Source organism: Anaerococcus urinomassiliensis (assembly GCF_900128425.1).
In the GTDB taxonomy this organism is placed as follows: domain Bacteria; phylum Bacillota; class Clostridia; order Tissierellales; family Peptoniphilaceae; genus Anaerococcus; species Anaerococcus urinomassiliensis.
This window is the reverse complement of record NZ_LT635782.1, coordinates 45,894-71,807: the sequence shown is the minus strand read 5'-3', so window position 1 is coordinate 71,807 and position 25,914 is coordinate 45,894. Positions and strand designations below refer to the sequence as shown.

The window sequence follows — 25,914 nt, the reverse complement described above, 5'->3', positions numbered from 1 at the left end:
TCTTTTTGTATCCGAACCTTGAGAAATGAATACGTCATTTCTTGTATTCCATAAGTCATAGTGCATCCTTTTCAAATATTGCAATAAATATTGTTCCTCCCTTCGCTCCATTTCCATTACAGAAACTTCTTCGCTACTATAGATTCTGCTGACTTCTCATAGTTCGTTGTTACCACTGTGTCGTCTATGAGACCTAACGGGATAAGTCCTAGTACTTTCATCGTTTACTTGCAGAATTTACGCTTTGGGTTTACGGTTACCTTTTGGGTCTTTGCTATCTTAGGCTAGCTTGCCCACCTGTTACGCCTTATATTCTGTTCCTGTTCGTCAAGCCACGATTTCGCTAGCCGTTCTTCTTTCCTAGTTGTCACCATCTAAAACTTCGGGGTCGCTATTAGATTCGTTGGTAACTACGCTCTGTAGGGATTTTCACCCCAGCATTAGAACATGCCCGTCATACCTAAAAAAGCCACATTTTTTGTGGCTAGTTTTACTTATTCTCTTCAAAGAATTCATACATTTTATCAAATATTATTTGCCTGTGGTCGTAGTTGGTAAATGAATGATCTGCTCCGTCGATTTCTTCGTATTTAGAGTGTGGGAAAGCTTTGTTTAACTTCTCATTTGAATCTTTAAAAACAAGCTCATCTTGGTTACCCCTTAGTATTAGGACATTGCCCTTGTATTTTTCTGCAGCTTCGTAGATATCGTACCTAAAGAAGTCCAACCAAAATCTCCTGTGAAGCTTCTCTCCACCTATATCGAAATCTTCAAGGTCTTTGATTTTTTTAATCTTCTCTATTTCACTTAAGTTATCATATTCGTCTTCTACCCTAATTTGGACTGCAAGTTTTAGATAGTCAATGTTGTTCATATCACTTGCTGGTGCAAGTAGGGCTATGGCTCTTGGATTAATTTTTGCTCCTATTAGTGTTGATATAACTCCTCCAAGAGAATGGCCAATGAGATAAATCCTATCCTTATCTACATATGACCTCATTTTTGTGAAATCATAAATCATATTTGCTTCGTATAGCTCTCTTGTTACAGTCATATCATAGAAGTTTCCATCGGACTCATTAGTCCCAGAAAAATCAAACCTTACGACAATATAACCTCTTTGGGTCAAATGTTTGGCGTTTTGAATCCTCATCCAAGTTCTACCATCCCTATCACCACCAAAACCGTGATACATTATGACAGTTGGATATTTTTTATTTTTATCAAAATCATCCGGAGTATTTACCACTCCCCTTAGGACTATGCCATCTTTTTTTGAAATTTGCTCGTAAAAATATTTCACTTAATTTTCTCCATTTAGGATTCTTGCCATCTCTACGCCAGATGCAGATGCTTGGGATAGGGAATGGGTTACGCCCGATCCATCTCCTAGGCAGTATAGGCCTTTTTGTGATGTTTCAAATTTATCATCCACATCTACTACGGAGTTGTAGAATTTGACTTCTATACCATATAATAGCGTGTCGTCATTTGCCATACCTGGAGCAATTTTGTCTAGTTGATAAATCATCTCTATGATATCATCAAGCTGTCTTTTTGGCATAACTAGGGAAAGATCACCTGCTGTAGCATTTAGGGTTGGATTGGTAAATGATTTTGCCATACGTCTTTCTGATGACCTACGTCCCTTTACCAAATCTCCAAATCTTTGCATTAGCACTCCTCCACCTAGCATGTTTGAGACCTTTGCTATTGATTCACCATATTCATTTGAATCTTCAAATGGTTCTGTAAATCTATTGGTAACTAAAAGAGCAAAGTTGGTATTTTCTGTTCTTAACTTAGGATCTGTGTATGAGTGGCCGTTTACTGTTAGAATACCATTGGTGTTTTCTGTAACAACCTGACCATATGGATTCATACAAAATGTCCTTACCACATCGTTATATTGTTTGGTTTGGTACATTATCTTTGCTTCGTAAACATCATCTGTTATATGCTTGAAAACTTCAGCAGGAACTTCTACACGAACTCCAATATCCACCCTGTTTTTCTTGGTTGTTATATTGAATTTGTCACAAATTTCAGATACCCATTTTGAACCAGACCTTCCAGATGCAAGAACGAGGTCCTTGCAAGCATAGGTCTTACCATCATCTGTTTTCACAGAATACTGACCATCCTTATAGTAGACATCTGTGACCATTGACATAAATTTAAAATCTATGTCATCTTTTATATAGTCGTAGATTCTTTGTAAGATTACCTTGTTTCTTTCTGTACCGAAGTGGCGAACCTTGGCATCAAGCAAGTGAAGGTCATATCTTAGACACTTAGTTTTTAAATCATTTTTGTCTGTAGAATATAACTCTAGTTCGTTTCCACCATCAAATTCCATGAGAACTGAGTCTACATATTCCATAAGTTCCATGGCCTTTTTTTCGCCTATATATTGGTGTAAATCTCCACCAAAGTTAGTTGTTATATTGTACTTACCATCAGATAAAGTGCCCGCTCCACCAAAGCCATACATTATATTGCAAGGCTTACAGCCTATACAATGGTCAACTTTACCCTCTGTGATAGGACAAGTTCTCCCGTGAACCTTCCTACCTCCATCTATGACTAAGACTTTTTTATCAGTATTTAGTTTTTTAAATTCGTAGGCCATAAAAGCGCCAGCAGCGCCTGCACCTACAACAATAACATCATAATCAGTCATATTTTTCCTCATTTCTATTTTAACCTAAAGTATTATACAAGAAAGCCCAGAATTTACAAGTTTTTTGCAAATTTAAAGACCAGGCATTTAGCCTGGTCTAGTCGGATAAACTTTAATTTTATTTACGTTTTTTGCTAGCAGTTAAGCCAACAATTGACGCACTTAGAATGGCTGCAATGTGAGTCAAGCCTGCAATACCAGTTTTTGGATTGGTAGCTTTAGTAGCGGACTTTATTGTTTTTACTTCTTTATCATTTTTATTAACTTTTGGAACTTTTATAGCCTCTACACCTTCTTCTAAAGGTTTTTCTTTAAGAGAATCTTGATCTCTTATATCTTTTTCACTTTCTTTTTTATTATCTTTTACTTCTTCTTGTTTATTTTCATTTTCCAAAAGTACATTAGAGATTTCTGTAATGCCTTTGTTAATTTCTCCTATCAGCTTATCAACTTCCTTATTCTTTTCGGTAATACTTTCTACTTTTGGTTCAAGTATTGGCTTTTCATCAGCTGCTGGAATTTCAAATTTCTCAATTTCTTTTCCAGGGATTAGTGGAATTAAAGAATTTTCACATTTTTCTTCTATTTCTTCTGCTGGTGTTAGAGGAATAAGTGGAGTTTCGCTCTTATCTTCTTCAATCTCTTTGGCTGGTGTTAGTGGAATAAGTGGGAATGCGCACTTATCATCTTCTACTTTTTTTGTTCCATATTCTACAATATGGTTTTGAGCCATACGTTCAGCAACTTTTTCCCTGCTAATTTCTTCACCATTTCCATCTAGAACGACCTTGTATAGGGTATATCCAGCAGAACCAACTTGGATTATTCTTTCCTCGCCTACTTTTAGTTCTGGATTTGCTATTCTTTCTTCTTTGAAGTCTGTATATTCGAATTTGTAATCAACACTTGTAGCATCTTCAGAAGGTTCTAGTGGAGTTAATGGAGTTCCTTCATCTTTTTTTGTACCAACTAATACTATTTCTTCTTCAGCTGGTCTTGTTACTACAATTTCAGAAGTTCTTTTTGACTCGTCTTCAACACCATTTACATATATTCTTGTAACTCTAACAATATGATAACCATTAAATCCAGCTCTTACAACTTCTCTATAACCTTCTGGAAGGTCATCTCTCTTGATTTCAGTAACTATAAAAGGTATTTCTCTTTTCTCAATTTCTGTTTCTGTTGTAATTTTATCTTCTGGTTTAGCTTCATATTCTTTAAATTGAATAGTTGTACCATTGACAGCATCCGATGAGAAGTTGATTACTTCATATTCTGTATCTCCGGATTTTACAATACTACCTATCCCTAGAGGTTTACCATCAACGTAAATTTTGCCCTCATTGTTTCTTTGCATCCTATTTCTACGATTGTTTGGAAGCGTTCCATCTTTTAATGTCATTCCTTCTGCAGTGTTGGCATCCCAGTAAACAATGGCTTTAGTATTTAGATCAAGAGTCTTACCATCTTGGTCAACAACTTTGAGGTCTGGGTTGAAGAGTTGGAAGATTTTTATACGACGGTCAATTGTGGTATCAGTATCCTCTCCTGCTTCTTCACTGGTAGTATATTTTTTACCGCGGTTATTTTCGCCTTCTTCTGCCTCTACTATATTTATCTCAACTTTGTCTTCATTTAATTTTTTTTCTAATTCTCTAATAGTCTCTTTGTCAGCAGTCTTTATGTCAATAACTTCTTTAACATTTCCATCGGTAATTTCTACTACTGTACCGTCTTTGATTGCCCTATCATCAAAACTAGCCTTTTCTTTATTAGTCCATGGATAAGGATTTATGCCAACTTTTTCTAGCTCTATGATTATTTTGTCAATTAAGGCATCTTCATCAGCAGCGTAGACTTCAATATTTGTATTTCCACCAGCATCATTTCCATTTTCATCTGTTACTTGGTTTTCATCTCCCATATCCACATCAGATTCAACTCCTGTAGCTTCTTCCGGTGTTGTTTCCGTTCCTAAATTTTCTTCTTCATTTACTGTGTCCGCTTCTGCGATTCCATCAACTTCTGTAGTGCTCGCATCTGCAGCTACAGCTTCTGCTGGTGCCTCTGCATCAGCACTAGAAACACTATGTGCTCCTAGTACTACAGAGGTAGAAATTAGTACAGCTAATAATTTTTTATCCATTTATTACTCCTATTCAACAACTCTCTTGTTAATTTTTGATGATTTAAATTGGTTATTTCTGACAATATATACTGAAACTTTGTCATTTTTCTTAACAGCTTGATTTATTTCATACCATTCTTCTACATTGGCTTGATTTGATGCTTTTCTTAGAACTTCATTTCCATTTACTTCGATTACAACAAGATCACCCGCTTGAGATGTTGTTACTAACACTTCTGTATCACCTTCAAATGGTTCTAGAACTTCGAACTTGATTGAGTTATCACGAATAAGCTCAACTGGTTTTTGGGCTTCTTCAAATATAGCTGTATAAGTTAGCCCATCTTCAGAAGATTTCCATTCTACAAATTTGTAACCTTCCTTGGCTTCAACTTTTGGAGCTTTTTCTAGTGGATCTTCACCTTCAGCTAGTTCTACTGATAAATCACCTGTAGCTATTCCTTTTTCTTTGTCAACTACGAAGTTTATAGTTTTCACTTCTGGTGCTTTTTCTTCCCAGATACCTGTGATTGTTAGATTTTCTTTTACTTCAAATTCTTCGCCAGCTGCTTTGTCAGCTATACCATCACCATCTACATCCCAGCCTTTGAATTCAAATTTTTCTTCTTCTTTAACTTCTGGAAGTTTGATTTTTGTTCCTGACCAAACATTTTGTTCAGCTGGAGTTTCGTTGTTTGTAAGCTCTACATTGTGTGCAAATCTTACTCTTACCTTTTCTTCTTGGCTATCTTTTAGGTACCATAGTGGTTCTCTGTGGTCTGCTGTGCCAGCGATATATGGTCTGTGGGATACTTTTGTAAAGTCTGTTTTGTTTACATCATCATAAGCTATTCTTCTGATGGAACTATCTACATGTGGTGATGTAGCTGGTTTTACTAGATATTGGTTGTTGTAATATGTTCCAACCTTATCGATTGTATTTTTTTCGTTTGGTTCTTCAGGTCCCATAGTTAAGGCTAGTCCTATTGCTTGGTAGTCAAAGTCATTTTGGTATAGTTTGCCGCCTGATAGGTCAAGGTCAACTCTTGGCAATTCTTTTTGTTCACCTGACTTAAATCCTGCACCTGCTTTGATTACGAAGTAGTCATTAGCTTTTATAGTCCCTGATAGAGGAATATTGTAAGCATATTCTGGTCTCCACTCTTTAGACACATGGAGGTTGATTCCTGCTAGGTCAATGTCTGTATCCGATTCGTTTTGGAGTACCACATAGTCATTTGCATAGTATGATTGTTGCAAACCTCCTCCACCGTAGATTTCGTAGATGTATAGGCCTTGTGGTAGTTCTATAGCGGGTTCTTCTTTTTCAACTTGAACATATATAGATTCAACCATGGTTAGGTTAAATGGTACTTCTGGTCTAGGTAGTGAAATTGTTGAACCATTTTCAATTTCGATAACGCCATTTGATCCTGTATCTCTAGCAATTCTTACTATTTCATAGCCTTCTGGGGCTGTTACATTTAGGGAGTAGGTTCCTTTTACAAGACCATTGTTAATACTGATTTTTCCTTTACTAGAAGATTTTTTACCTTCAGTAATTTGGCCTGATTGTTGGTTTTCTACATTAAATCCACCACCTGCAAGTTGGTCATCTTCTAACTTAGTAATCTTATCTCTGTTTTCAAAACTATCGTCTATAAATTCGCCGGTATGGAATGTTAAGCTTACTTTGCCGTAGGCACCTTCCCAGATACCCATCACAGTTGTATCTTCTTCTATTGTGATTTTATCCCCTGGCTTTAGATTTGCTGTTGCATTTTTATTGTCACCTATAGCCCATCCAAGGAATGAGTATCCATCTTTAACCTCTGGGTTTACTTCTGGAAGAGTAATTTCAGTTCCAACCTCTACTTTTTGAGCTTCTGGAATATTTACACCATTAATTGCTTTGTTAAATGCAAATGTTACTGTTGCTTTTTCTTCTTCTTTTTCCCAAACAGCTGTAAATATTACATCTGATCCTGGGTAATATACTTGATCAAAGTTAGAGATCAGCCCAGTAACTACATTACCTTCTGCGTCAAATAGGCTACCCTCTAGTTTCCATCCAAGGAACTTATATCCTTCACGCTCAAGGGAATTAAGTTTGATTTGGCTATCTCTTTTAAATCCTGGTACAGTGACTTCTTTTACACCTTCCCCAGTTAGAGTAAAGCTGTATGTTTTTTCTACGGGTTTTTTTCCTATAATTACGTCAAAGTTTACTTCAGGAGCTATAAAGTGAGAATCATATTTTATTGCAATTTTAGCTTTATCTTTTTCTGTAAGCTCAACTTTAGTATCAGCTTGATTTTGTGTATATTTATCTTCATTTAGGCGAACTTCTTTTATAAATTCATCATCTGCTAATCCTTCAACTCTCAATGTATAGCTGTCATTCTTAAGTTGTAGGAGTGACATTTTGTGAGTTTGGGCCTCTCTTTTTACGCCATATGGGAATTTTCTTTCTTCTGTGTCAGTGCCCTTGAGGTAAAGCTTATATTGGGTCCCACTAAAGGCTGTGCCATCTTCTCTTTTCATATAAGCTTTAAATTGTCCACCTTCCATTACTTTCCAGCGTACTTTTAGTGTGACATCAGATTTTGGATAATAATCAGTGAAAGGATCTGCTCTCTTAATGTATTCAACCTTATTGCCATTCTTATCTTCAAGCTGACCTTCAACATCAAATCCATCGAAGTGGTAGCCATCTTTATAGAATTTATATTTACCTTCAAAATCAATTGTATAAGCATCTCCAGTTTTTACTATCGTTTTAGCTTTATCTTCTAGCATTTCTCCATCATTTGGATCGATAGTAACTGTTGATTCTTCTGGTAGAACTTCTTGCCATTGGGCTGTAAGAATTATTTCATCATTGCTGAATTTATATTTCTTATTGGCATCTGGAATGAACTTTCTTGTTTTTTGGTCATTTCCATCTTCATCAACAATAGTTCCTTCATCCACATCATAGCCAGTAAAAACATATCCTTCTTTTGTTGGGACAGGGATTGTATGGTATGCATCTCTTTCAAATGACACTGCTATATCACCATATTCATCAGCTGTATATTGGTCATAAGCTGCAGGAAGTTTTCCACCATTTGGATTGAAATAAATATTTATTTTTTCATCTTCTGGTTGGCTATCATCAGTTTCATTGACATAATCTAGTGGTTCACTGCCATCATTGTGAGTCTTTGTTGTGAAGTCGACTGAGTTGTCATCTGTGTCCTTGTCACTTTTCCTAACTATAGATGTAGTCGCATTTGCTCCACTTGCTGGTTTTGTTTCATTTAATGAGTTGGTTCCAACAAGGTCTATCACATTGCCACCAATGGTTTGGCTTGGAGCTTGTGAACCTTTTGTTAGAGCTATTGCAAACTTACTTTGGGCAATTTGCATTGTTGCTGATTGGTCAAATCTAGGTAGTTCTTTACCATTTGTTTTATAGCTAGGTTGTTCACCCCTAAACACAAAATAAGCTCCAGGTGCTATTTCACCCTTTAATGCAACTTTTTCACGATCAAACCAAGCCCCTTTAGTTGTTCCTTTATGAAGGTACAAACCATCAAGGCTTTGGGATGTTTTACTTACATTTTTTAGTACCACATAGTCATACTTGTAGACAGCACCATTGCTATCACCGCCTCCATACACTTCATATATAACAACAGTATCGCTTGCTGCTCCTACAGTCTGTGTATTGCCTAGTGTAAGTGCGAAAATCATTGCAAATAACACTCTTACAAAATTTTTCAATTTTTTCACTAGCTGAATCCTCCTTTATACTTTCTAATTCATATAATAACTAGTATTTATGAACTATAAATTCGGAAAATGTAAAATTATCTTTAAGAAGATCGTTTTTTTTGTAAAATTTTATTAATATTTAAAATTTCAATAAGTATTTTGATTTATGGGTTCAGCCCATTATTTTATAAGTTTTTTAAAATTTATTAAATTTATCTTAAGACTATGGCCAAAAATATACATAATAAAAACACCTTAGAAAAATCTAAGATGTTTAAAATCTACTTATATATTGCACGCTGTCCACCAATTAGTTTTGGTCTGGATTTTAGGGCTGTAACTCTTGCTTTTCCAATATGTTTTTCTTTTAGCCTTAGTGGAACTTGGACGAATTTTACGTGCATGCCTATTTCTGTATCTCCTATGTCTATGCCTGCTCTAGCTACAATATGTTCTACCATGACAGGATTTTGCATTTTTTGGTAGGCTGCAAGGCTCATTGCCCCTCCTGCGTGGAGGGCCGGAATTACGCTTACTATCTCTAGATTGTTTGCTTTGGCCACTTCTTTTTCTACTACTAAGGCACGGTTGATGTGCTCACAGCCTTGAACTGCCAAATTAATTTTTCTTTCATTAAGAATTAGCAAAAACTCATCTATAATAGCTTCTCCAACTTCCAGTGAAGAATCCTTACCAATCTTGCCACCTACAACCTCACTAGTGGAGCCACCTAGGACTAATATATCATCTTCCCCAATACCAGAAGCATCAATAACTTCTAGGAGGGCCTTGTGTACTTGTTTATGTATTTTGTCTAAATTTTCCAATTTATTCACCTCAATATAATTACTATACAACAAATTATTACTTTATAAATCATAAATAAAAACCGAAAACAAGCTTATAGTACGGATTTGATTTTAAACTATTTCCCTAATTTAGGCAGATAAAAACCGCCACAATTATAAATTGCAGCGGCTATATTTTACTTGTACCAATATTTACCTTGACCAGCAAACTTTTGGTAGAGAAAGTATCCTGCTCCTCCTAAAAGGATTATTGGTAATAATTTTATTATTAGGCCTATGCCCAATCCTAGTATTGCTAAAGGTATTAACAAAATGCCAGCAATCATTAAAAATGGTAGTAGTAAGACACCACCAACAAGCCTTAGGACAAAACCTAGAATAGCAAATATAATTTTAAAAACAAATGCACATATTAGTCCACCTGCTATTAAAAACAAAATTGTTGTAAGCATTTCATTCTCCCTTCGAGTAGTTTAAATTTCTTAATATTATTATACCACATTTTAAAATATGTCAACATATATATTAAAATATATATAAACTTAATCAAGAATTTTTATTTCGATTTTTAATTCAAATTCATTTCCTGGGCCCAATTTATAAGTTTGCTTATTTTTATCTGAAAATGCTATCGAATTATATGTCGGTTCTACACAAATATAATCGCCCTTAAAGTCTGTCCAAAATACAAATTCATTTACATTTGTAATCCCTTTTACCATGATGTGATTGCCGTTTGCCCTAAATCCTTGAGAATTAGATTTGCTATAGATGCTATTTGGCAAGTCATCTTTGTTTATTTGTATATCATCTATCACAAAATCATCATGATTAGCATAAAAATAAGGATGAAATGCTGGTGCAATTATCTTATCACTTGAGCTATTGTTTTCTATTTTTACGGTCGCAAATAAGGACTTTTCAACAAGTTCATAGGAAAGTTTGAACAAAACATCTTCATAGTCACCTTCGCCTTCTATAGAAAGAGAAAGTCTTATGGCAGAATCATTTGAATCTTCTATTTTCCAATCCCTATCCCTACAAAAACCATGGGAAGGAAGTTTATTAAAGATCTTATCAGCACTAAAATTAGGGGCACACACGTGCATGCCCCCTCTAACTTTCAATTCATCGCCAATTTTCACCATTACTTTTGGGAAAAATATTAGCTTATCTCCTAGCTTAAGTGAGTCAATGTATCCACCATTGGTATTTACTTCTGCTACTAAGCTTGAGTTAGAAATTGTTTTTTTCATATTTTTATAGATTTATATCAGGAGCTTCTGCTGGTCCTCTCTTGCCTAGTTCATTATCTAACATATAAACTGAATGCCAGTCATCTCCAATTCTTTCTAGTCTTGTTAGCATTTTTGTGAAGTTTTCTTCTTCTTCAACTTGCTCATCGATATACCATTGGATAAATGAGAATACACGATGATCATTTTCACGTGCAAGATCAGCTATGTGGGTAATTCTTCTTGTTACTTCTTTTTCATGTTCTAGGGCTTCTTTTATAACTTCTGTTACACTGCTGTATTCAGATTTTGGTTCGCTAATTGATGTATAGTGTGGTTTGTATCCAACTGATTGAAGGAATTTTCTCATGCCTTCTCCATGCATTATTTCTTCTTCAACTTGGATATCAAGCCATGATGTGAATCCATCTAGGTCTAAATCATCGGTATAAGCACTCATAGCCTTGTATAAATAAGCTGATTCATACTCAAAGTTCATTTGTTCATTTAATAAATCTAATACATTTTCACTCATTTTTATCTCCTTCATTAATTTCTAAAAAATTGTCATACAGAACGTATATTCCATAAAAAGGTAAGTTATTATCCAATAAAATTTTTGCTATTTTGGGAATATTTTCCAAGAGGACCTGTATTGTAAAGGTATTTTCACCTAAAACAAGAGAGTCTTCGGAAAGCAAACTCTTATCTTTAATTTTGGAATAAACTTCTGTTATCCCATCTCTGTCGAAAGCGGATCCTATATCAATAGTAACAGGATAGATTTCTCCAGAATTTTCTCTAAATTCTATTTTCTTAATTAAAGATACATTTTTCATGACAAACTTCCTCTTCTTATGTTATTATACAAATACCCATTATAAGAAAAAAATACCACAGATTTTAATCATCTGTAGTATTATTTATCTCTTTTTTGTACTCTTTAATCTCATTGTAGGAAAATACACAACCACAATAAGATTGCCTGTATAAGTCATATTTTTTTGATAAATCTATGGACATCTTATAGCCATTTCTTTTTTTGAAATCAGAATATAAGTATTTGATCTTATATTTTTCTTCCAAATCTTTGCCTATCTCATTGATCCATTTGGAATTTTTGTATGGTGATATGGATAAGGTCGTACAAAAATAATCGTAGTTCTTTTCTTTGGCATACTTGGCTGTTTCTTCGAGCCTAAGCTTATAACAAGCATAGCAAGCCATGCCTCCTTCAGGGGTTTCCTTTCTAATTTTTGCTATGTCATAGAAATCTCTTATATCATTTTCTGGAACTATGAGATTCGCTTCTAGTCCCATGCGCTTAGAAAGCTTAGCTACTTCTCTTGTCCTCTTAAGAAGCTCGCTTGCTGGATATATCATAGGATTGTAATAGTACATATCTATATCAAAATCATCCTTTATCCTATACATAACCGTAGTCGAACAGGGGGCACAACAAACTTGCATCAAAAGTTTAGGCTTTATCCCAGCTTTTTTATTCTTTTCTATTATCTTTCCCATTTCAAGGTTGTAATTTATATTATTCATAGTTTAAATTATACCATTATATTTTCTCATAAAAAAAGCACATAACTTGTATGTGCTCGTGATTTTTGTAATATTATCTCTTTGAGAATTGTGAAGATTTTCTTGCCTTCTTTTGACCAAATTTGTATCTTTCTTTTTTACGTGGGTCACGAGTAAGAAAACCTGCTCTTTTTAGAGCTTGTCTATAGTCAGGGTTTACTTCTAGTAAAGCTCTTGCAATAGCATGTCTGATTGCTCCAGCTTGACCATTGTATCCACCACCGTTAACATTAACTTTGATGTCATAACTGTTTTCATTTTCTGTTAGCTTAAGTGGTGATTTTACTATAATTTTTAATGTTTCAAAGTCAAAGTAATTGTCTAAATCACGCCCGTTTATTACGATATTTCCGCTGCCTGGTCTCATTGTTACTCTAGCAACAGAAGATTTTCTACGTCCGGTTGATTGAATAATTGTATCTGCCATTTAAATCTCCTTACTTTAATTCCAATTTTTCAGGCATTTGAGCTTCGTGATTATGCTCTGGTCCTACTACTACTCTAAGTTTTTTAGCCATTTGGCGACCTAATTTGTTGTGTGGTAGCATGCCAACTACTGCATGTTCAACGATTCTTTCTGGGTGTTTTGCCATCATATCTTGGTATTTTGTGATTTTTAATCCACCTGTGTAACCTGAATATCTCTTGTATTCTTTTTGGTTTTTTTTGTTACCAGTAAGTCTGATTTTTTCAGCGTTTACTACAATTACATAATCTCCAGTATCCATATTTGGAGTAAATGTAGCTTTGTGTTTTCCTCTTAAAATTGCTGCAACTTGGCTAGCCAATCTACCTAGCACCATGTCTTGTGCATCTACAACATACCATTTTCTATCGATGTTTGATGCGCTAGGTGTGTAAGTTTTTTGATATTTCATCAATATTCCTCCTATAAAATTTTCGCCTATCATATTTAGACACCGCAGCTGATAGGTGGCGGCTGTACTCGTCCTGACATTTGTTTTTAAAATCGCTTACAGGAAGCGCGATTTGATCGAAAAGTTTCATAAGAAGAAACTTTATAATCGACTGATATATATTACTATATATTAAGCTTTTTGTCAAGCTATACTGGCATATATGATGGGTTTTCTTTACTCTTGCCAAAGATGACTTTCCTATTTTGTAAAAACAAGAATATAAATACTATGACAAATATTATTGTCGATAGGGCGTTGATAGATGGATTAATGCCACGTCTTGCCATGCCATATATAGTCATAGATAGGTTAGATACGCCATTTCCTGACGTGAAATAGGATATGGCAAAGTCATCAATTGATAGGGTAAAAGATATCAAGGCTCCAGCCAAAATCCCATTTTTAATATTTGGTATCAAAACTTTTCTTATAGCATATGCTGGAGTTGCCCCAAGATCTAGGGCGGCTTCTATGATATTTTTATCCATAGCTTCTACTGCCGGCAAAACTGTCAAAACAACATAAGGTATACAAAACATAATGTGGGATAAAATCATAGTAATGTACCCTAGTTCCATCCTTAGGAAACCATATAGGCCCATAAGAGATATGGCTGTGATGATATCAGGGTTTAAAACTGGCAAATAGTTAATATTTAATATCATATTCTTGCGTTTCCCACGTAGTTCTGATATGCCAATAGCTGACAATGTTCCTATTATTGTAGCAATTATTGTCGCAGCTATAGCCACTATTAGTGTAGTTCTTACAGCTCCTATTATCTCAGGATTAGAAAATAATTCTACATACCAATCGCTTGTAAAACCAACCCAGCGACCACGTAGTTTGCTGTCATTAAAGGAAAAGACAATCATTACTACAATCGGAGCGTACAAAAATAAAAATACGAGACTAGTGTAAAATCGTGCTAGAAATTTTCTCATACTATATCCCCCTCTAAGTCTCTACCAAATCTTCTTTGAACTGCAAGGGCCAAGATTAGTATAAGCATTAGAATTATTGCAGTTGCCGATCCAAATCCCCAGTTTCCAGTGAAAGTAAATTGTTGGTCTATGAGGTTTCCTATCATATAAACTTTTTGTCCACCCAAGAGATTTGATACAACAAAGGTAGATATAGCAGGGATAAATACCATTATAATTCCTGTATAAACTCCTGGAAGTGAAAGCGGAAAGGTTACTTTTTTAAATACTGTTTTTCTATTAGCACCTAAATCTAGGGCAGCTTCTATAAGGTTTGGGTCAACTTTTCTAAGGGCATTATAAATTTGGATTACCATAAATGGCAAAAATTCATAAATCATACCCAAGACAACTGCTGTTGGTGTATACATTATTCCAAATGGGTCCATGCCAAGGCTTACTAAAAACCTATTCAAAACACCATTTCTCCCAAGAAGTGTAATCCAACCATAGGTCCTCAAGAGCAAATTTATCCACATAGGCATTATGAATACAAAGATTAATGATGAGGCCACATTTTCATCCATTCTAGAAATGATATAGGCAACAGGATATCCTATCAATAAACAACCTAATGTCGCCAAAAAAGCTATTAGTAGGGTTATCCCAAGCATTTTTAGGTAAATTGGCTCAAAAAATCTCTGATAATTTCTAAAAGAAAAAGTGAAGTTTTCAAAGGCTATAGATTCTGAACCGTTAAATGAATACAATAGAATCAATATTAGGGGCAATATTATAAAAACGCCTGCCCAAACTAGGTAAATATTTAAATATTTCTTCATGATGGCTCCTCAACTAGTGGGTTGTCATAAGGATCTGCCTCTATTGTCGGCTCTTCCATGACATGGATGGCATCAGGATCTATGGCTACACCTACTTCACTGCCTATCTCTACATTTTCTGGATAGTGGACATTTATAGAATAATCTTCGCCACTTACTTTAATATTGTAGTAAGTTCCCTTAAACATTGTATTCTCAACAACACCCCTTAGGCTAGCATCATTTGATAGGTAGAGATATTCTGGTCGAAGCATAACACTTACATCTTTGCCAGGCATAACCTTATCTACACATGGGAATTCGTGGTCTAGGAATCTAACCTTTGACCTATCGACCATCTTTCCTCTAAAGATATTTGAATCTCCAAGGAAATTTGCAACAAAGGCATTAACTGGCTCTTCGTAAATATATTGTGGTGTACCATATTGCTCTATGATTCCCTTATTCATTACAGCAATCTTATCTGACATAGAAAGAGCTTCTTCCTGGTCGTGAGTTACATATATAAAGGTGATCCCTACTTCTTTTTGGATGTTTTTTAGTTCAATTTGCATCCTTTTTCTAAGTTTAAGGTCAAGGGCTCCAAGAGGTTCATCAAATAAAATAATCTCTGGTTCATTTACCAAGGCACGGGCAATGGCAACTCTTTGTTTTTGCCCACCAGAAAGCCTTGATATATCACGATTTCCATAGTTTTCCAAGTCAACCAAGGCCAGAGACTTTTTAACCTTTGTTTTGATTTCCTTTTCAGAAACTTTTTTTATCCTAAGGCCAAAGGCAACATTGTCGAATACATTTAGGTGAGGGAAAAGGGCGTAGTTTTGGAAAACTGTATTAATATTTCTCTCATTTGGTGGGAGCTTTGAGATATCTTTACCTTCAAATATCACTTCTCCACTATCTGGCTTTTCAAAACCTCCAATTATTCTTAGAGTTGTTGTCTTGCCACATCCTGATGGTCCTATTAAAGTTAAAAACTCTCCTCTTTCTACTGATAGATTAATGTCATTTAAGATCTTTTTGCCATCAAATTCTTTGTTAATTCCAACTAAATTTAATACTTGACTCATTTCCCCTCCTTTAATAGCTTGCTAGGACTTCAACCCATTTGTCGTTATAAACTTGCATAAATCCTTCTAGGTCCTTGAACATCTCAAGTTTTGGCATTTTTTCAAAATCTGGATATGCAATATCAGAATCAGCAATATAAGATGGCAATTGCTCTCTAACTCCTGATACAACTGAAGTAAAACCTTCCATCCACTCAGCATTCTTTGCAGAAACATCTGGATCTGTGAAATAATTTATAAAAATTTCAGCATTTTTCTTATTTTGGGCACCCTTTGGAATTGCCATGGAGTCTACTTGTAAGTTCATTCCTTCCTCAGGGATTACATACTCAAGGTTTTCATTTTGACTTTGCATCAAAAGCGCATCCCCAGAATACATAACAGTAATAGCTGCATCACCTTGAACAACTAAATCCCTAGCCTCATCAGTAAGATAAGCGTAAACCAAAGGCTTTTGCTTGATTAACTCCTCTTTGGCTTCTTCAATTTCATTCATATTTGTTGTATTGATAGAATAGCCAAGTTTTTGTAGGGCAACAGACATAGAAAGCCTTGGCAAATCGTACATTATAATCTCATTCTTATACTTAGGATTCCAAAGATCGGCCCACTTAGTTATAGGTTCTTTGATGATGTCCTTGTTATAAACTATGCCAAAATGTGATGTGAAATATGGGACTGTGTATTCATTTTCAGGGTCAAAGCCAAGGCCCTTGTACTTATCTTCCACGTATTTAAAATTAGGTACATTCGAAAAATCTATCTTTTCAAGCATATCGTTTTTCTTAAGTCTTTCTACCATATAATCTGACGGAAAAATCACATCATAGTTGTTTGATGATTGGGATAACTTTATAAACATCTCTTCATCAGAAGTAAAGGTTTCATAAATAACATCAATCCCAGTCTCTTTCTCAAACTCAGGAATCAAATCCAAATCAAAATATTCTCCAGCGTTAAAAACAACAACTTGGTTTTTTTCTCTTGATGAGCAAGATGATAATAATAATATTAAAGCTAATATTAAAAAGCTCTTTTTCTTCATAATCCCTCCTTTTAAAGTTTAAAATTTGTTTTATTATTTATTTTAATGTCTTTTAAGTTATTTATAATTTAAGGTTTTGCCTTCGACCTAAGGGGGAAAACCCAGGGGAGTTCCGATTCTCCCCAACCGGTTTTCCCCCTTATACCCCCTTTTCTGCTACCCCCTCGAAACGGCCACTGCGTGGTGCTAGGACTTGTAAGAATTTGCTATGCAAATTCTTACGATTTGATAGGGTGAAATCATATTATAGACTACAAAAATTGGTGTTTTCTAAATCTTGAATTTCTAAAATCGCAAACTCGCTACGCTCAAACAGTGCGATTTCTTAACGAAATTCTGCAATTTGAAAACAGCACAATTTCCCCACCTCTAAGCACTGTGGATGCAGTATTTGTAGGATTAGTGGTGCAGTATATATTTTATTAACAGTCCAAGCAAAAGAATTCGCGGAGCGAACTTCTACTGCTCATTGCCCCACGCAGTGGCGGTGGGGGTAAAAAGGGTTTGGGGGTGTAAGGGGGAAGGGACGTAGGGGTCTCCGCTACCCCTCGACCCTACCCCCTTAGGTCGAAGGTATATCCTTAAATAACGAAAAATCACAAGATAATCATCCAATCAAAAAACAAAAATTTTAGTCCAAGATATTTAAAAAAATATCTTCTCCAACTCTTTTTGGGCAAAAAAATTCCTTGCACATTATTTTGAACAAGGATTTTATTATCCTACCTATTTACTCATTATTTAAACCCTATAGGCAGGAAGTTTATTATTCGGATTTGGCAATATGCCCCCTGTGGTTGTGAGTTTTATCCATATAAATGAGTCTAAAGTATGGATAAATGTGAGAAATTCCCCACCAGTTCTTACCCCACAGGTGTTCTTAATGTTTTTTATTTAATTATTTTATTGTTAATGCAATTATAGTAATTAAAACTATAAAAGTCAATTAAAAAATCAAGTTTTTTGTAAAATATTTTATTTCTTTTTTATATTTTTGTAGGTCATTGGAGATACCAATAGTAGCATTGGGTATAATTCCAATCTTCCAAATAGCATAGCAAGGGTTAATGTGAATTTTGATAGATCGCTCATCCTTGCAAATGTGTCCATTGGTCCAAGTTCTCCAATATATGGTCCTATGTTATTCATTGTTGCAGCAACTGCTGTGAATGCTGTTTCAAAATCACTAGTATCTATTGACACAATTATCATAAAGATCACAAATAATATAGTGTAGATTAAGAAATATCTATTGGTTGAGATTTCGACATCATCATCTACCTTCTTGCCATCTAGTCTGTTTACCGTGATCCTCTTTGGATTTATAGCTGTTTTTATTTGATTTATCGCTGATTTAAACATCATCACTACTCTAGAAACTTTTAATCCACCAGCAGTTGAACCAGCACACCCACCTATAAACATTAACAAAGTTAGTAAATGTCTAGCAAAAAATGGCCAGTTGCCAAAGTCAGCTGATACGTAACCAGTCGTTGTGATTATAGATGACACTGTAAAAAACGCATTTGATCCAGAATATAAAGGATCGTTATAAATTGGCCTTATACTTATGAATATGAGGATACTTGAGGCAAATATTACCCCTATATATGTCCAAAGCTCTTCTGATTTGAAGCTTTCTCTTACAGATTTTATAATTGCATAATAATATAAATTGAAATTGACTCCAAATAGCATCATAGCTACCCCTAGGATAATTTCTATAGACCTAGAATCATAGAAGGCTACACTTGTACCGTGATTTGCAAATCCACCAGTTCCAGCAGCTCCCATAGCAAATATGATGCTATCAAATAAGTTCATTCCAGCTAATAAGAGGGCTATTGTAGTTACAAGGGTTAAGGCAAGATACAGTATGTATAAAACCCTTGCTGTTTCTGCAAGTTTTGGTGTGATTTTACCAAAGGTTGGTCCCGGCACTTCTGCTTGCATTAGGTTTGATGCTTCTTTGTTTTGCTTTGGCAAAATCGCAAGGGTAAATACCAATATACCCATACCACCTATCAAGTGGGATAGAGACCTCCAAAATATTATAGAGTGAGGTAGCAAGTCTACATTTGTTGCAACTGATGCACCACATGTTGTAAAACCACTTGCTATTTCAAAAAAGGCATCCAAAAATTCAGGATAATTTGTTGGTGTCAGGTAAAGGGGTATAGCTTCTATAATAGAGTACAAGACCCAGCAAAAAGCTGTGGTAAACATAGCTTCTCTGGTAAATACATGACCTTTGGCGCTTCCCTTTTTCACTAAAATAGTCCCTAAAAGGCCTGATAAGATGATTGGAAATACGAAATATAATTTGTCATTTGTGCCTTCTTTATAAATAAAAGCAACTATCAATGGTAAAATCATCAATAAAGCTAGTACCTGCAATAGCCTTCCTATAGCGTTATTTATAATTTTAATGTTCATATTTACTCCAATATATCATCAACTTGGGCCATATTCTTACTTTTCGTAATAATTAGGACCCTATCACCTTTTTCTATGACAGAATTTCCTGTTGCAACCTCAATCGATCCATCACGATTCCTATGTTCAATTATTGCAACTAGGGTGTCATCTTTTACCTTTATCTCTTTCAAACTGCGGTTAAATAGAAAAGAGTTTTCGCTTACTTCAAACTCTAGGACTTCTACTTGGTCATCTTCTAACTTAAAGAGGTTATTTAAGGTTGATATATCCTTTGAATCAACCTTGGACCTGATGACTCTGTTGATATAGTTAGAGGCTACAGATTTTGGAGTAAAAGTTGCATCTAGGTCTAAGATTCCAGTTATCTTTAGCAAGCTTGTTCTATTTACCTTGGCTATGATTTTTTCAATTCCATATTTTTCAGCAATAAGGGCTATCAAGATATTTTCTTCATCCATGCCTGTAAGGGCTACAACAGCATCGAAGCTTTCAACCCTAGCTTCTTCTAATATATCAGGGTCTGAGCCATCAGCATTTATTACAACAGCCTCAGCATATTGCTCTTGGAGATTGATCGCCTTCTCTCTATCAATTTCAATTACTGTAACATTGAAATTTCTCTCAAGTAATAGCCTAGTAAGATGCGAGCTTAAGGAGCTTGCTCCTATAATAAGCACATCTTTCATCCTTATACTCTCAGGAATCTCAGCTTTATAGAAGGTATCTACATCATCTTTTGTTCCCATTATATAAATCTTTTGTCCTGGTCCTAGGATAAAATCCCCCCTAGGTATACTGATTTCTCCATGGTCATTTACTATGCCTATAAGAACATCAAATTGATTTAAATATGAGTCAGCCTCACTAAGTTTAAGACCAGCAAGTCTAGAATTTTCACTAATAGTAATCTCTAGCATCATTGATCTATCTTCTAGGAAGCTTTGTACATTTCTAGCATGAGAATATTTGATAGACCTCTGGATTTCTTTTGCAGCAAGGTATTCTGGATTGATGACTAGATTAGAACCAGTAAGTTCTACTATATTATCCAAATTGTTAACATACTTAGTATCTCTTAGCCTAAGTATTATGTCCTTTGCTCCCAAATTTCTTGCTAGGGCTACAGAGATTATATTAGTATCATCATTTCTTGTTAAGGCTATAAATATGTCACAATTATTGACATTTGCTTCTTTCAACACATCGATATCTGTTCCATCACCAACAAGAGCCATAATATCGTTTTGTTCTAATAATTTATTTAAGATATCCTTATCTTGGTCAATGACCAAAATATCATGATCTTGTAAAGATAATTCTTCTGTAAGATAAGAGCCGACCTTAACAGCTCCCAGGATAATAATGTTCATCTATACCTCCTAAGCCTAACTAGTATAGAATTTATATATTTAAATTCAAGTATAAATAATAGTCTTTCTAATGACTTTAATCTAAAAGTATAGGGCATATCATCCAGACTCTAGTAAATTAATATTATTACTTTATGGTAAAAACTTATATTTACAAAGAGAAATAAAATCCAACTGAATTAAAGTTAGCTTTTATACTTGTTTTCTATTAGATCTTTTAAGTATATAAACTATAGCCCAAATAAATATGCCCCTAATAATAGCTGGTATAATAATCCTTAGCCACATATGGCGTGGATTGTGGGTTATGATCCCATATATCGATATGGCTAATATAATAAGTATCATTATTATAAAAAATATATTCTTAGTTTTTTCACCCCTGTCTTTTCCTATATCCTCAGCTAGGAAAGTCCCAGATACCAAAGCAAATGAGAAGAATATCATTCCCATTATTCCATCAATATCAGAATATAAAAAGATGTTATAGGCTAAGTATAAAGCTAGGCTTAGGGCAAATAATATTTTCTTAAAAGATATATCCACCATTTTAAAGGCAAGACCTCCTTCTATTGCTAAAGTATCTTCTTGGATGCTTCATTTTCATATCTTCCCTTGTAGTCAAGGTAGTTTAATGATAGTTGGTTAATAACAAATGCATAAGCGACAACTATATAAACAATGAAAACAAGGCTTAGAATCCCAGCAAGAATACTTGCCCCAATATTAGCTCCACTTGACGCCCCAAACAAGGCTACTGTCAAAACTATAAAAATAATTACAGGAAGTAATATCCATTTCAAAAATACCTTTACTGTTTGCCCAGCCAAATTTTTACCAACAACAAATACTTTTTTAAAAAGATCTCCAAAAGGCATCTTTGGATTGTCAGCTATGACAAAAAATTGGTAGGCGGTAAAAATATAATATATAGTCGATAATACAAGTATTATTATTAGACCAAAGGCAAAAGATCCCAGGCCACTATAGTTTCCTGCCAGAAGGCTAACAGTTAAAGATGCAGCAAAAACTGTTCCAATTAAAGTCATTGCTATAGTTGGGATTACATTTAATAATAGGCTAACTCCAAAGTTTGATGGATTTATAACATGGATTCCATCTAAATATTCTGAAACCGTACCCATCCTATTAAATAATAAACCATGTGCTAGGATAATATTTGTAACAATACTAACAATCATTGCTAAAATCGAATAAATTATTGAAGGTTCTGAATCTCCCCCATCTATGGATGGACCGTTAAATAATTTCCCTAATAGAAAAACAATTAAGATCATAATAATGTGTATAATCAATACGCTCGATAATTTAAAGTCTTTTTTCTGCATTTCAACCTCCTCTTTTCTTTTATATATTTACCCTATTTTCGGGTATAAATGCAATGAGGTGAAAATATGATTATAAAATTAGTGAAAGAAGAACACGAAGCTCAAGCTTTAGATGGTGATAAAAAAGCTGGCTTCTGCCAATACGAAGAAAAAACAAATGACACTTGGGCTATCACCCATACAGTTGTTGATAGCAATTACCAAGGTCAAGGTCTAGCATCTAAGCTAGTTGACGAAGTTTGTGAAGCTGCCAGAAAGGAAAATGTAAAGATCATCCCTATTTGCTCATATGCAGTTAAGAAATTTGATCAAGAGCCAGAAAAATACGGAGATGTGGACGCCAGATAAAATTAGTACCAGGAGTGCTAGCCATAGTTAATCGAGCACTCTTGTTTTTTTGTCTTTTTTACAAATCTTTTTATAATATTTTTTATTTTTCATAATATTTATTACAAAAGTCAAATATTTGAACTTATTCTCTTATTAATACATATGAATTGGCTATTTTTAGGCCTTTCTTATTCATTACGCTAATGTGACATTATTTACCTTTTATTTATCATTTGATATGATATTTTTATGAAAAGAGGTATTTCGGTGAAAAATGATTTAAGGAAAAAAATAGCAATACTTGCCTTATCAATATATGTTGCCAGCAATAGTGTAGTATCTGGTACCCTTGCTTTTATGCAAAGAGACTTAGGACTTTCTATCACAAATGCTGAGATGATGATAACTCTAGCATCTATTGCATCAATTGTGACTATATTATTAAATGAAAAAATTACCCAAAAAGTCGGTATGAAAAAGTGCGTGGATACCGGTCTATTTTTAGTGGGGCTAAGTGCGATTACACCAGTAGTATTTAAGTCATATACATCTATTATCATAAGCCGTCTTTTGATGGGAGCTGGTGTTGGATTATTTACTGGACACAGCGCCAACTACATAAATGTTTTTTTTGAAGGAGACGAGGCAAATAAGCTTCACGGCATAAGAATTTCTGCAGAGTTTATAGGTCAAATGGCCCTATTGTTTATTGCAGGACTTCTAATCAAAATCGAGTGGCAACTTGCATTTTTAGTTTACGGTTTTGCTTTTTTAATAATGTTCAATTTTAATAGGACAATTCCAGAAGTTGATATAAATGTTGAAAGTACGGATGATAGTAAATTTAAAATAAGTGGCCAATTAGTATTTTATGTAATTTTTATAGCAATTATTATAATGAATAACACAGCTATAAGTGTAAGATTTCCAACAATTGCAACCCTAGCAAAGGGTCTTGATGCTGATGTAAGCTTATATATGCTAATTTTGCCAATTTCTGGTATGGTTTTTGGCTTTATGTTTGGTGCAATCAATAAATTATTGAGAGAAAAAACTCTCTACCTAGGTTTAAGCATTTATGTAATCTTTAATATGGTTATCGCCTTATTTGGTTACAATATGTATATTTACCTAGTTTCTATGTTTTTCCTTGCCTTTTCCCAATCCTTGTGCACACCATACTTATTTGCAGAAGTTGCAAGATTTGCCAAAGGATCCCAGGCTCGTATAGCAAATAATCTTCTTTTCATAGGATGTAATGTGGGTGGATTTTTGGCTCCATTTTTCCTTGAGGGAATAAATAGAGCATTTAATACAACTTCCTTAACCCTAGCTTTTTCAGCCTTTAGTGTGATTTATGCTTTGATGCTTATTTTAAATATCTATGAAGAGAGAAAAACCAGAATGTAATTTGAGAGCGAAAATCTCGCTCTTTTTTTTATTATATTAATAAATATTAACTTTATTTAATCAATGCAAAATGATAAAATATTACAAAAGGAGAATTTATGCGAATAGTTGATATAGTTTGTAAAGACGAATGGATCAAAGATTATGAATTTTTTAATGAATTTAAAGATTCAAAATATTTTGATACCCTTCTTGATACTTGTGAAAATTTGAATACTGACATTCTTTTTAAAAGCAATGTCCACGGCCAAGACCACATAGAAAGAGTTATTTTCTTTGCCCTAGTCCTAGCCTGGAAATATGAACTTGATAAGAGAGATACAGATATAATTCGCTATGCTGCAAGCTTACATGATACAAAAAGAGTTAATGACGGTTGGGATACCGACCATGGCAAACGTGCAGCAAGTGAATCTATTAAATATGCCAATATAGATAAAGACGACACTAATATCCTCCAAGCAGTTATAACCGCTCACTCTACAGATGATAAATATATGGAAGAAATTATAAGAGAATATGAGGTCGCAGACTTTGATAGGGCCCTATTTTTGGCGAAGCTCTTTAAGGATGCCGATGGTCTTGATAGGGTTAGGATAAATAGGCTCGATCCAGCCTACCTACGCAATAGTTTTTCCAAAGACCTTGTAGATTTCGCATATATTTTGTTTGAAAAGTACTGATTATTTGACAGAAAATTTATTATCTAATAAAATTATTATGTAATAAATTAGGAGAATTGAATGTCTGTAAGTATAAAAAAATTATTAATCACATCTTTAATCCTTTCTCAAATTTTCATTTCAAACACGGCTTACGCTGATTCTATTATTTTAAATAAAGAAACAAGCCCTGGTGTTAATGTACGTAGCGAAAAGGATACAAATAGTGAAATCTTAGGTGGTATAGAAGATTTTACTATGTATGAAATTAAAGATGAAGATGAAAATTGGTACCAAATTAATTTTGACGGAAAAACTGGCTATGTTGGTAAATCTTGGTTTTATAGGCTTAGCCAGTCTAATATTATAGATGCCACAAATCTAAAAAGCGAAGCTAATAGCGAATCTACAAACTCCGCTCCCTACAAGCTCTTGGAGCAAACAAAAGTAACTATCTTAGAATTTGTAAAAGATTCTGAATTTGTGAAAGTTTCTTATGATGAAAGTTATAAGGATAACAGAAAGATCAACGTAACAGATATCGAGGACTTATCCAACAATGACTTGCTTTTTAGCCTATCAGATGATAAAGATTCTGGAGTAAAGACGGTCACTTTAGATGATTCTATTAAGGATATTCCAGAAGTAGTTACCCTATCCGAAAGTCCACAAACAGTAGAAATTGGTAAGGATAAAGATAAACTAAAAGAAGCTGTAACAGGATATGTCAAGCTATCCTCCCTTGCTATTTCTAAAAAAGACAAGGAAGAATTGAAAAAGTTAAAAAATACATATGAGGATATGAATAAACATATCAAAGAAACTTTGGAATATGAAGAGTCTATCAGAAACCAAGTTAGACAAATCCAAGAAACTCATTATGAAACAATAACTACTTACGAAAATATCCAAAATAACGATACAAACACATCTGTGATTGAAGTTCCAGTTACTGGCAATCCAGTAGGTGTAGAGCTTTATAAATGGGCTACCCAATTTGTAGGCCGTCCTTATGTTCTAGGTGGCGTATCCCTTACAAACGGTATAGATTGTTCCGGTTTTACCATGCAAATCTATAGGCAAATAGGCATAGAGTTGCCACATTTTGCTCAAAGCCAACAAAGATATGGAGTAGAAATTCCATTTGGCCAAGAACAAGCTGGGGACTTAGTATTTTTTGGAACAAGCCTTAATAACATCACCCACGTTGCTATGGCTGATGGCAATGGCAATATGATCCACGCATCTAGCCCAAGAGTTGGAATTATAATAAGTCCTATTAGAAATCCAATCTCTATAAAAAGAATAGTACAATAGCAAAATCCAGACCTCATTTGAGAGTCTGGA

The 25,914-nt window shown here is 34.5% G+C and carries 24 protein-coding genes; 4 read left to right on the top strand and 20 right to left on the bottom strand.

Annotated elements, in window-relative coordinates; all coding sequences use genetic code 11:
- Window positions 1–490: 490 nt before the first annotated feature.
- From BQ7474_RS01340 to BQ7474_RS01245, 20 genes are all read right to left on the bottom strand, one after another.
- Window positions 491–1,303, bottom strand: coding sequence for an alpha/beta hydrolase (locus tag BQ7474_RS01340; RefSeq protein ID WP_073997274.1), 813 nt, complete (start codon window positions 1,301–1,303; stop codon window positions 491–493).
- Window positions 1,304–2,683: an NAD(P)/FAD-dependent oxidoreductase gene (locus tag BQ7474_RS01335; protein ID WP_073997273.1), complete on the bottom strand. Its 1,380-nt coding sequence runs from the start codon at window positions 2,681–2,683 to the stop codon at window positions 1,304–1,306.
- Window positions 2,684–2,801: 118 nt separating this feature from the next.
- Window positions 2,802–4,832: a G5 domain-containing protein gene (locus tag BQ7474_RS01330; protein WP_073997272.1), complete on the bottom strand. Its 2,031-nt coding sequence runs from the start codon at window positions 4,830–4,832 to the stop codon at window positions 2,802–2,804.
- Window positions 4,833–4,841: 9 nt separating this feature from the next.
- Window positions 4,842–8,591, bottom strand: a complete 3,750-nt coding sequence (locus BQ7474_RS01325; RefSeq protein WP_073997271.1) for an InlB B-repeat-containing protein — start codon at window positions 8,589–8,591, stop codon at window positions 4,842–4,844.
- Between the two features lie 263 nt (window positions 8,592–8,854).
- Entirely contained in the window at window positions 8,855–9,400 is a 546-nt protein-coding gene (locus BQ7474_RS01320) for a TIGR01440 family protein (protein WP_218188971.1), read from the bottom strand.
- 158 nt (window positions 9,401–9,558) lie between these two features.
- The gene (locus tag BQ7474_RS01315; RefSeq protein WP_073997270.1) at window positions 9,559–9,834 is read right to left on the bottom strand and encodes a hypothetical protein; all 276 of its coding nucleotides are present in this window, start codon (window positions 9,832–9,834) and stop codon (window positions 9,559–9,561) included.
- A 90-nt stretch (window positions 9,835–9,924) separates the two neighbouring features.
- Entirely contained in the window at window positions 9,925–10,638 is a 714-nt protein-coding gene (locus tag BQ7474_RS01310; RefSeq protein WP_073997269.1) for an aldose epimerase family protein, read from the bottom strand.
- A gap of 4 nt (window positions 10,639–10,642) precedes the next feature.
- Window positions 10,643–11,152, bottom strand: a complete 510-nt coding sequence (locus tag BQ7474_RS01305; RefSeq protein ID WP_073997268.1) for a ferritin — start codon at window positions 11,150–11,152, stop codon at window positions 10,643–10,645.
- The gene (locus tag BQ7474_RS01300; protein WP_073997267.1) at window positions 11,145–11,456 is read right to left on the bottom strand and encodes a hypothetical protein; all 312 of its coding nucleotides are present in this window, start codon (window positions 11,454–11,456) and stop codon (window positions 11,145–11,147) included. Before BQ7474_RS01300 ends, BQ7474_RS01305 begins: the two co-directional genes overlap by 8 nt.
- Window positions 11,457–11,520: 64 nt before the next feature.
- A complete protein-coding gene (locus BQ7474_RS01295) occupies window positions 11,521–12,168 on the bottom strand; it encodes an epoxyqueuosine reductase QueH (RefSeq protein WP_073997266.1) in 648 nt (215 codons plus the stop codon).
- Between the two features lie 73 nt (window positions 12,169–12,241).
- The gene (rpsI, locus tag BQ7474_RS01290) at window positions 12,242–12,634 is read right to left on the bottom strand and encodes a 30S ribosomal protein S9 (protein WP_073997265.1); all 393 of its coding nucleotides are present in this window, start codon (window positions 12,632–12,634) and stop codon (window positions 12,242–12,244) included.
- A 10-nt stretch (window positions 12,635–12,644) separates the two neighbouring features.
- Entirely contained in the window at window positions 12,645–13,085 is a 441-nt protein-coding gene (gene rplM, locus BQ7474_RS01285; protein ID WP_073997264.1) for a 50S ribosomal protein L13, read from the bottom strand.
- Window positions 13,086–13,273: 188 nt separating this feature from the next.
- Window positions 13,274–14,071, bottom strand: a complete 798-nt coding sequence (locus BQ7474_RS01280) for an ABC transporter permease (RefSeq protein ID WP_073997263.1) — start codon at window positions 14,069–14,071, stop codon at window positions 13,274–13,276.
- The gene (locus tag BQ7474_RS01275) at window positions 14,068–14,892 is read right to left on the bottom strand and encodes an ABC transporter permease (protein WP_073997262.1); all 825 of its coding nucleotides are present in this window, start codon (window positions 14,890–14,892) and stop codon (window positions 14,068–14,070) included. Before BQ7474_RS01275 ends, BQ7474_RS01280 begins: the two co-directional genes overlap by 4 nt.
- Window positions 14,889–15,962, bottom strand: a complete 1,074-nt coding sequence (locus tag BQ7474_RS01270; RefSeq protein WP_073997261.1) for an ABC transporter ATP-binding protein — start codon at window positions 15,960–15,962, stop codon at window positions 14,889–14,891. Before BQ7474_RS01270 ends, BQ7474_RS01275 begins: the two co-directional genes overlap by 4 nt.
- A gap of 10 nt (window positions 15,963–15,972) precedes the next feature.
- Window positions 15,973–17,007, bottom strand: coding sequence for an ABC transporter substrate-binding protein (locus BQ7474_RS01265; RefSeq protein ID WP_073997260.1), 1,035 nt, complete (start codon window positions 17,005–17,007; stop codon window positions 15,973–15,975).
- Window positions 17,008–17,982: 975 nt separating this feature from the next.
- Window positions 17,983–19,443, bottom strand: a complete 1,461-nt coding sequence (locus tag BQ7474_RS01260; RefSeq protein ID WP_073997259.1) for a TrkH family potassium uptake protein — start codon at window positions 19,441–19,443, stop codon at window positions 17,983–17,985.
- 2 nt (window positions 19,444–19,445) lie between these two features.
- Complete coding sequence (gene trkA / locus BQ7474_RS01255; protein WP_073997258.1) at window positions 19,446–20,816, bottom strand: Trk system potassium transporter TrkA; 1,371 nt, start codon at window positions 20,814–20,816, stop codon at window positions 19,446–19,448.
- 192 nt (window positions 20,817–21,008) lie between these two features.
- Window positions 21,009–21,365 (bottom strand): hypothetical protein, encoded by a 357-nt coding sequence (locus tag BQ7474_RS01250; protein ID WP_073997257.1) that lies wholly within the window; start codon window positions 21,363–21,365, stop codon window positions 21,009–21,011.
- 26 nt (window positions 21,366–21,391) lie between these two features.
- Window positions 21,392–22,165, bottom strand: a complete 774-nt coding sequence (locus BQ7474_RS01245) for a hypothetical protein (RefSeq protein ID WP_073997256.1) — start codon at window positions 22,163–22,165, stop codon at window positions 21,392–21,394.
- A 66-nt stretch (window positions 22,166–22,231) separates the two neighbouring features.
- On the opposite strand from BQ7474_RS01245, the gene BQ7474_RS01240 reads away from it, so the two are divergent.
- The 4 genes from BQ7474_RS01240 to BQ7474_RS01225 all read left to right on the top strand — a co-directional run bounded on the left by BQ7474_RS01240 (window position 22,232) and on the right by BQ7474_RS01225 (window position 25,884).
- Window positions 22,232–22,513, top strand: coding sequence for a GNAT family N-acetyltransferase (locus tag BQ7474_RS01240; protein WP_073997255.1), 282 nt, complete (start codon window positions 22,232–22,234; stop codon window positions 22,511–22,513).
- Window positions 22,514–22,762: 249 nt separating this feature from the next.
- Window positions 22,763–23,905, top strand: a complete 1,143-nt coding sequence (locus tag BQ7474_RS01235; protein WP_235821452.1) for an MFS transporter — start codon at window positions 22,763–22,765, stop codon at window positions 23,903–23,905.
- Window positions 23,906–24,003: 98 nt separating this feature from the next.
- On the top strand, window positions 24,004–24,588 hold the full coding sequence (locus BQ7474_RS01230; RefSeq protein ID WP_073997253.1) for an HD domain-containing protein: 585 nt from the start codon (window positions 24,004–24,006) through the stop codon (window positions 24,586–24,588).
- A 60-nt stretch (window positions 24,589–24,648) separates the two neighbouring features.
- Window positions 24,649–25,884, top strand: a complete 1,236-nt coding sequence (locus BQ7474_RS01225) for a C40 family peptidase (RefSeq protein ID WP_073997252.1) — start codon at window positions 24,649–24,651, stop codon at window positions 25,882–25,884.
- Window positions 25,885–25,914: the final 30 nt, after the last annotated feature.

What these genes read in the sequence shown, in the direction of transcription:
- BQ7474_RS01335 (WP_073997273.1), bottom strand. Translation starts at nt 2,683, where the DNA reads ATGACTGATTATGATGTTATTGTTGTAGGTGCAGGCGCTGCTGGCGCT.
- BQ7474_RS01330 (WP_073997272.1), bottom strand. Translation starts at nt 4,832, where the DNA reads ATGGATAAAAAATTATTAGCTGTACTAATTTCTACCTCTGTAGTACTA.
- BQ7474_RS01315 (WP_073997270.1), bottom strand. Translation starts at nt 9,834, where the DNA reads ATGCTTACAACAATTTTGTTTTTAATAGCAGGTGGACTAATATGTGCA.
- BQ7474_RS01310 (WP_073997269.1), bottom strand. Translation starts at nt 10,638, where the DNA reads ATGAAAAAAACAATTTCTAACTCAAGCTTAGTAGCAGAAGTAAATACC.
- BQ7474_RS01305 (WP_073997268.1), bottom strand. Translation starts at nt 11,152, where the DNA reads ATGAGTGAAAATGTATTAGATTTATTAAATGAACAAATGAACTTTGAG.
- BQ7474_RS01300 (WP_073997267.1), bottom strand. Translation starts at nt 11,456, where the DNA reads ATGAAAAATGTATCTTTAATTAAGAAAATAGAATTTAGAGAAAATTCT.
- BQ7474_RS01295 (WP_073997266.1), bottom strand. Translation starts at nt 12,168, where the DNA reads ATGAATAATATAAATTACAACCTTGAAATGGGAAAGATAATAGAAAAG.
- rpsI (WP_073997265.1), bottom strand. Translation starts at nt 12,634, where the DNA reads ATGGCAGATACAATTATTCAATCAACCGGACGTAGAAAATCTTCTGTT.
- rplM (WP_073997264.1), bottom strand. Translation starts at nt 13,085, where the DNA reads ATGAAATATCAAAAAACTTACACACCTAGCGCATCAAACATCGATAGA.
- BQ7474_RS01280 (WP_073997263.1), bottom strand. Translation starts at nt 14,071, where the DNA reads ATGAGAAAATTTCTAGCACGATTTTACACTAGTCTCGTATTTTTATTT.
- BQ7474_RS01275 (WP_073997262.1), bottom strand. Translation starts at nt 14,892, where the DNA reads ATGAAGAAATATTTAAATATTTACCTAGTTTGGGCAGGCGTTTTTATA.
- BQ7474_RS01270 (WP_073997261.1), bottom strand. Translation starts at nt 15,962, where the DNA reads ATGAGTCAAGTATTAAATTTAGTTGGAATTAACAAAGAATTTGATGGC.
- BQ7474_RS01265 (WP_073997260.1), bottom strand. Translation starts at nt 17,007, where the DNA reads ATGAAGAAAAAGAGCTTTTTAATATTAGCTTTAATATTATTATTATCA.
- BQ7474_RS01260 (WP_073997259.1), bottom strand. Translation starts at nt 19,443, where the DNA reads ATGAACATTAAAATTATAAATAACGCTATAGGAAGGCTATTGCAGGTA.
- trkA (WP_073997258.1), bottom strand. Translation starts at nt 20,816, where the DNA reads ATGAACATTATTATCCTGGGAGCTGTTAAGGTCGGCTCTTATCTTACA.
- BQ7474_RS01250 (WP_073997257.1), bottom strand. Translation starts at nt 21,365, where the DNA reads ATGGTGGATATATCTTTTAAGAAAATATTATTTGCCCTAAGCCTAGCT.
- BQ7474_RS01245 (WP_073997256.1), bottom strand. Translation starts at nt 22,165, where the DNA reads ATGCAGAAAAAAGACTTTAAATTATCGAGCGTATTGATTATACACATT.
- BQ7474_RS01240 (WP_073997255.1), top strand. Translation starts at nt 22,232, where the DNA reads ATGATTATAAAATTAGTGAAAGAAGAACACGAAGCTCAAGCTTTAGAT.
- BQ7474_RS01230 (WP_073997253.1), top strand. Translation starts at nt 24,004, where the DNA reads ATGCGAATAGTTGATATAGTTTGTAAAGACGAATGGATCAAAGATTAT.
- BQ7474_RS01225 (WP_073997252.1), top strand. Translation starts at nt 24,649, where the DNA reads ATGTCTGTAAGTATAAAAAAATTATTAATCACATCTTTAATCCTTTCT.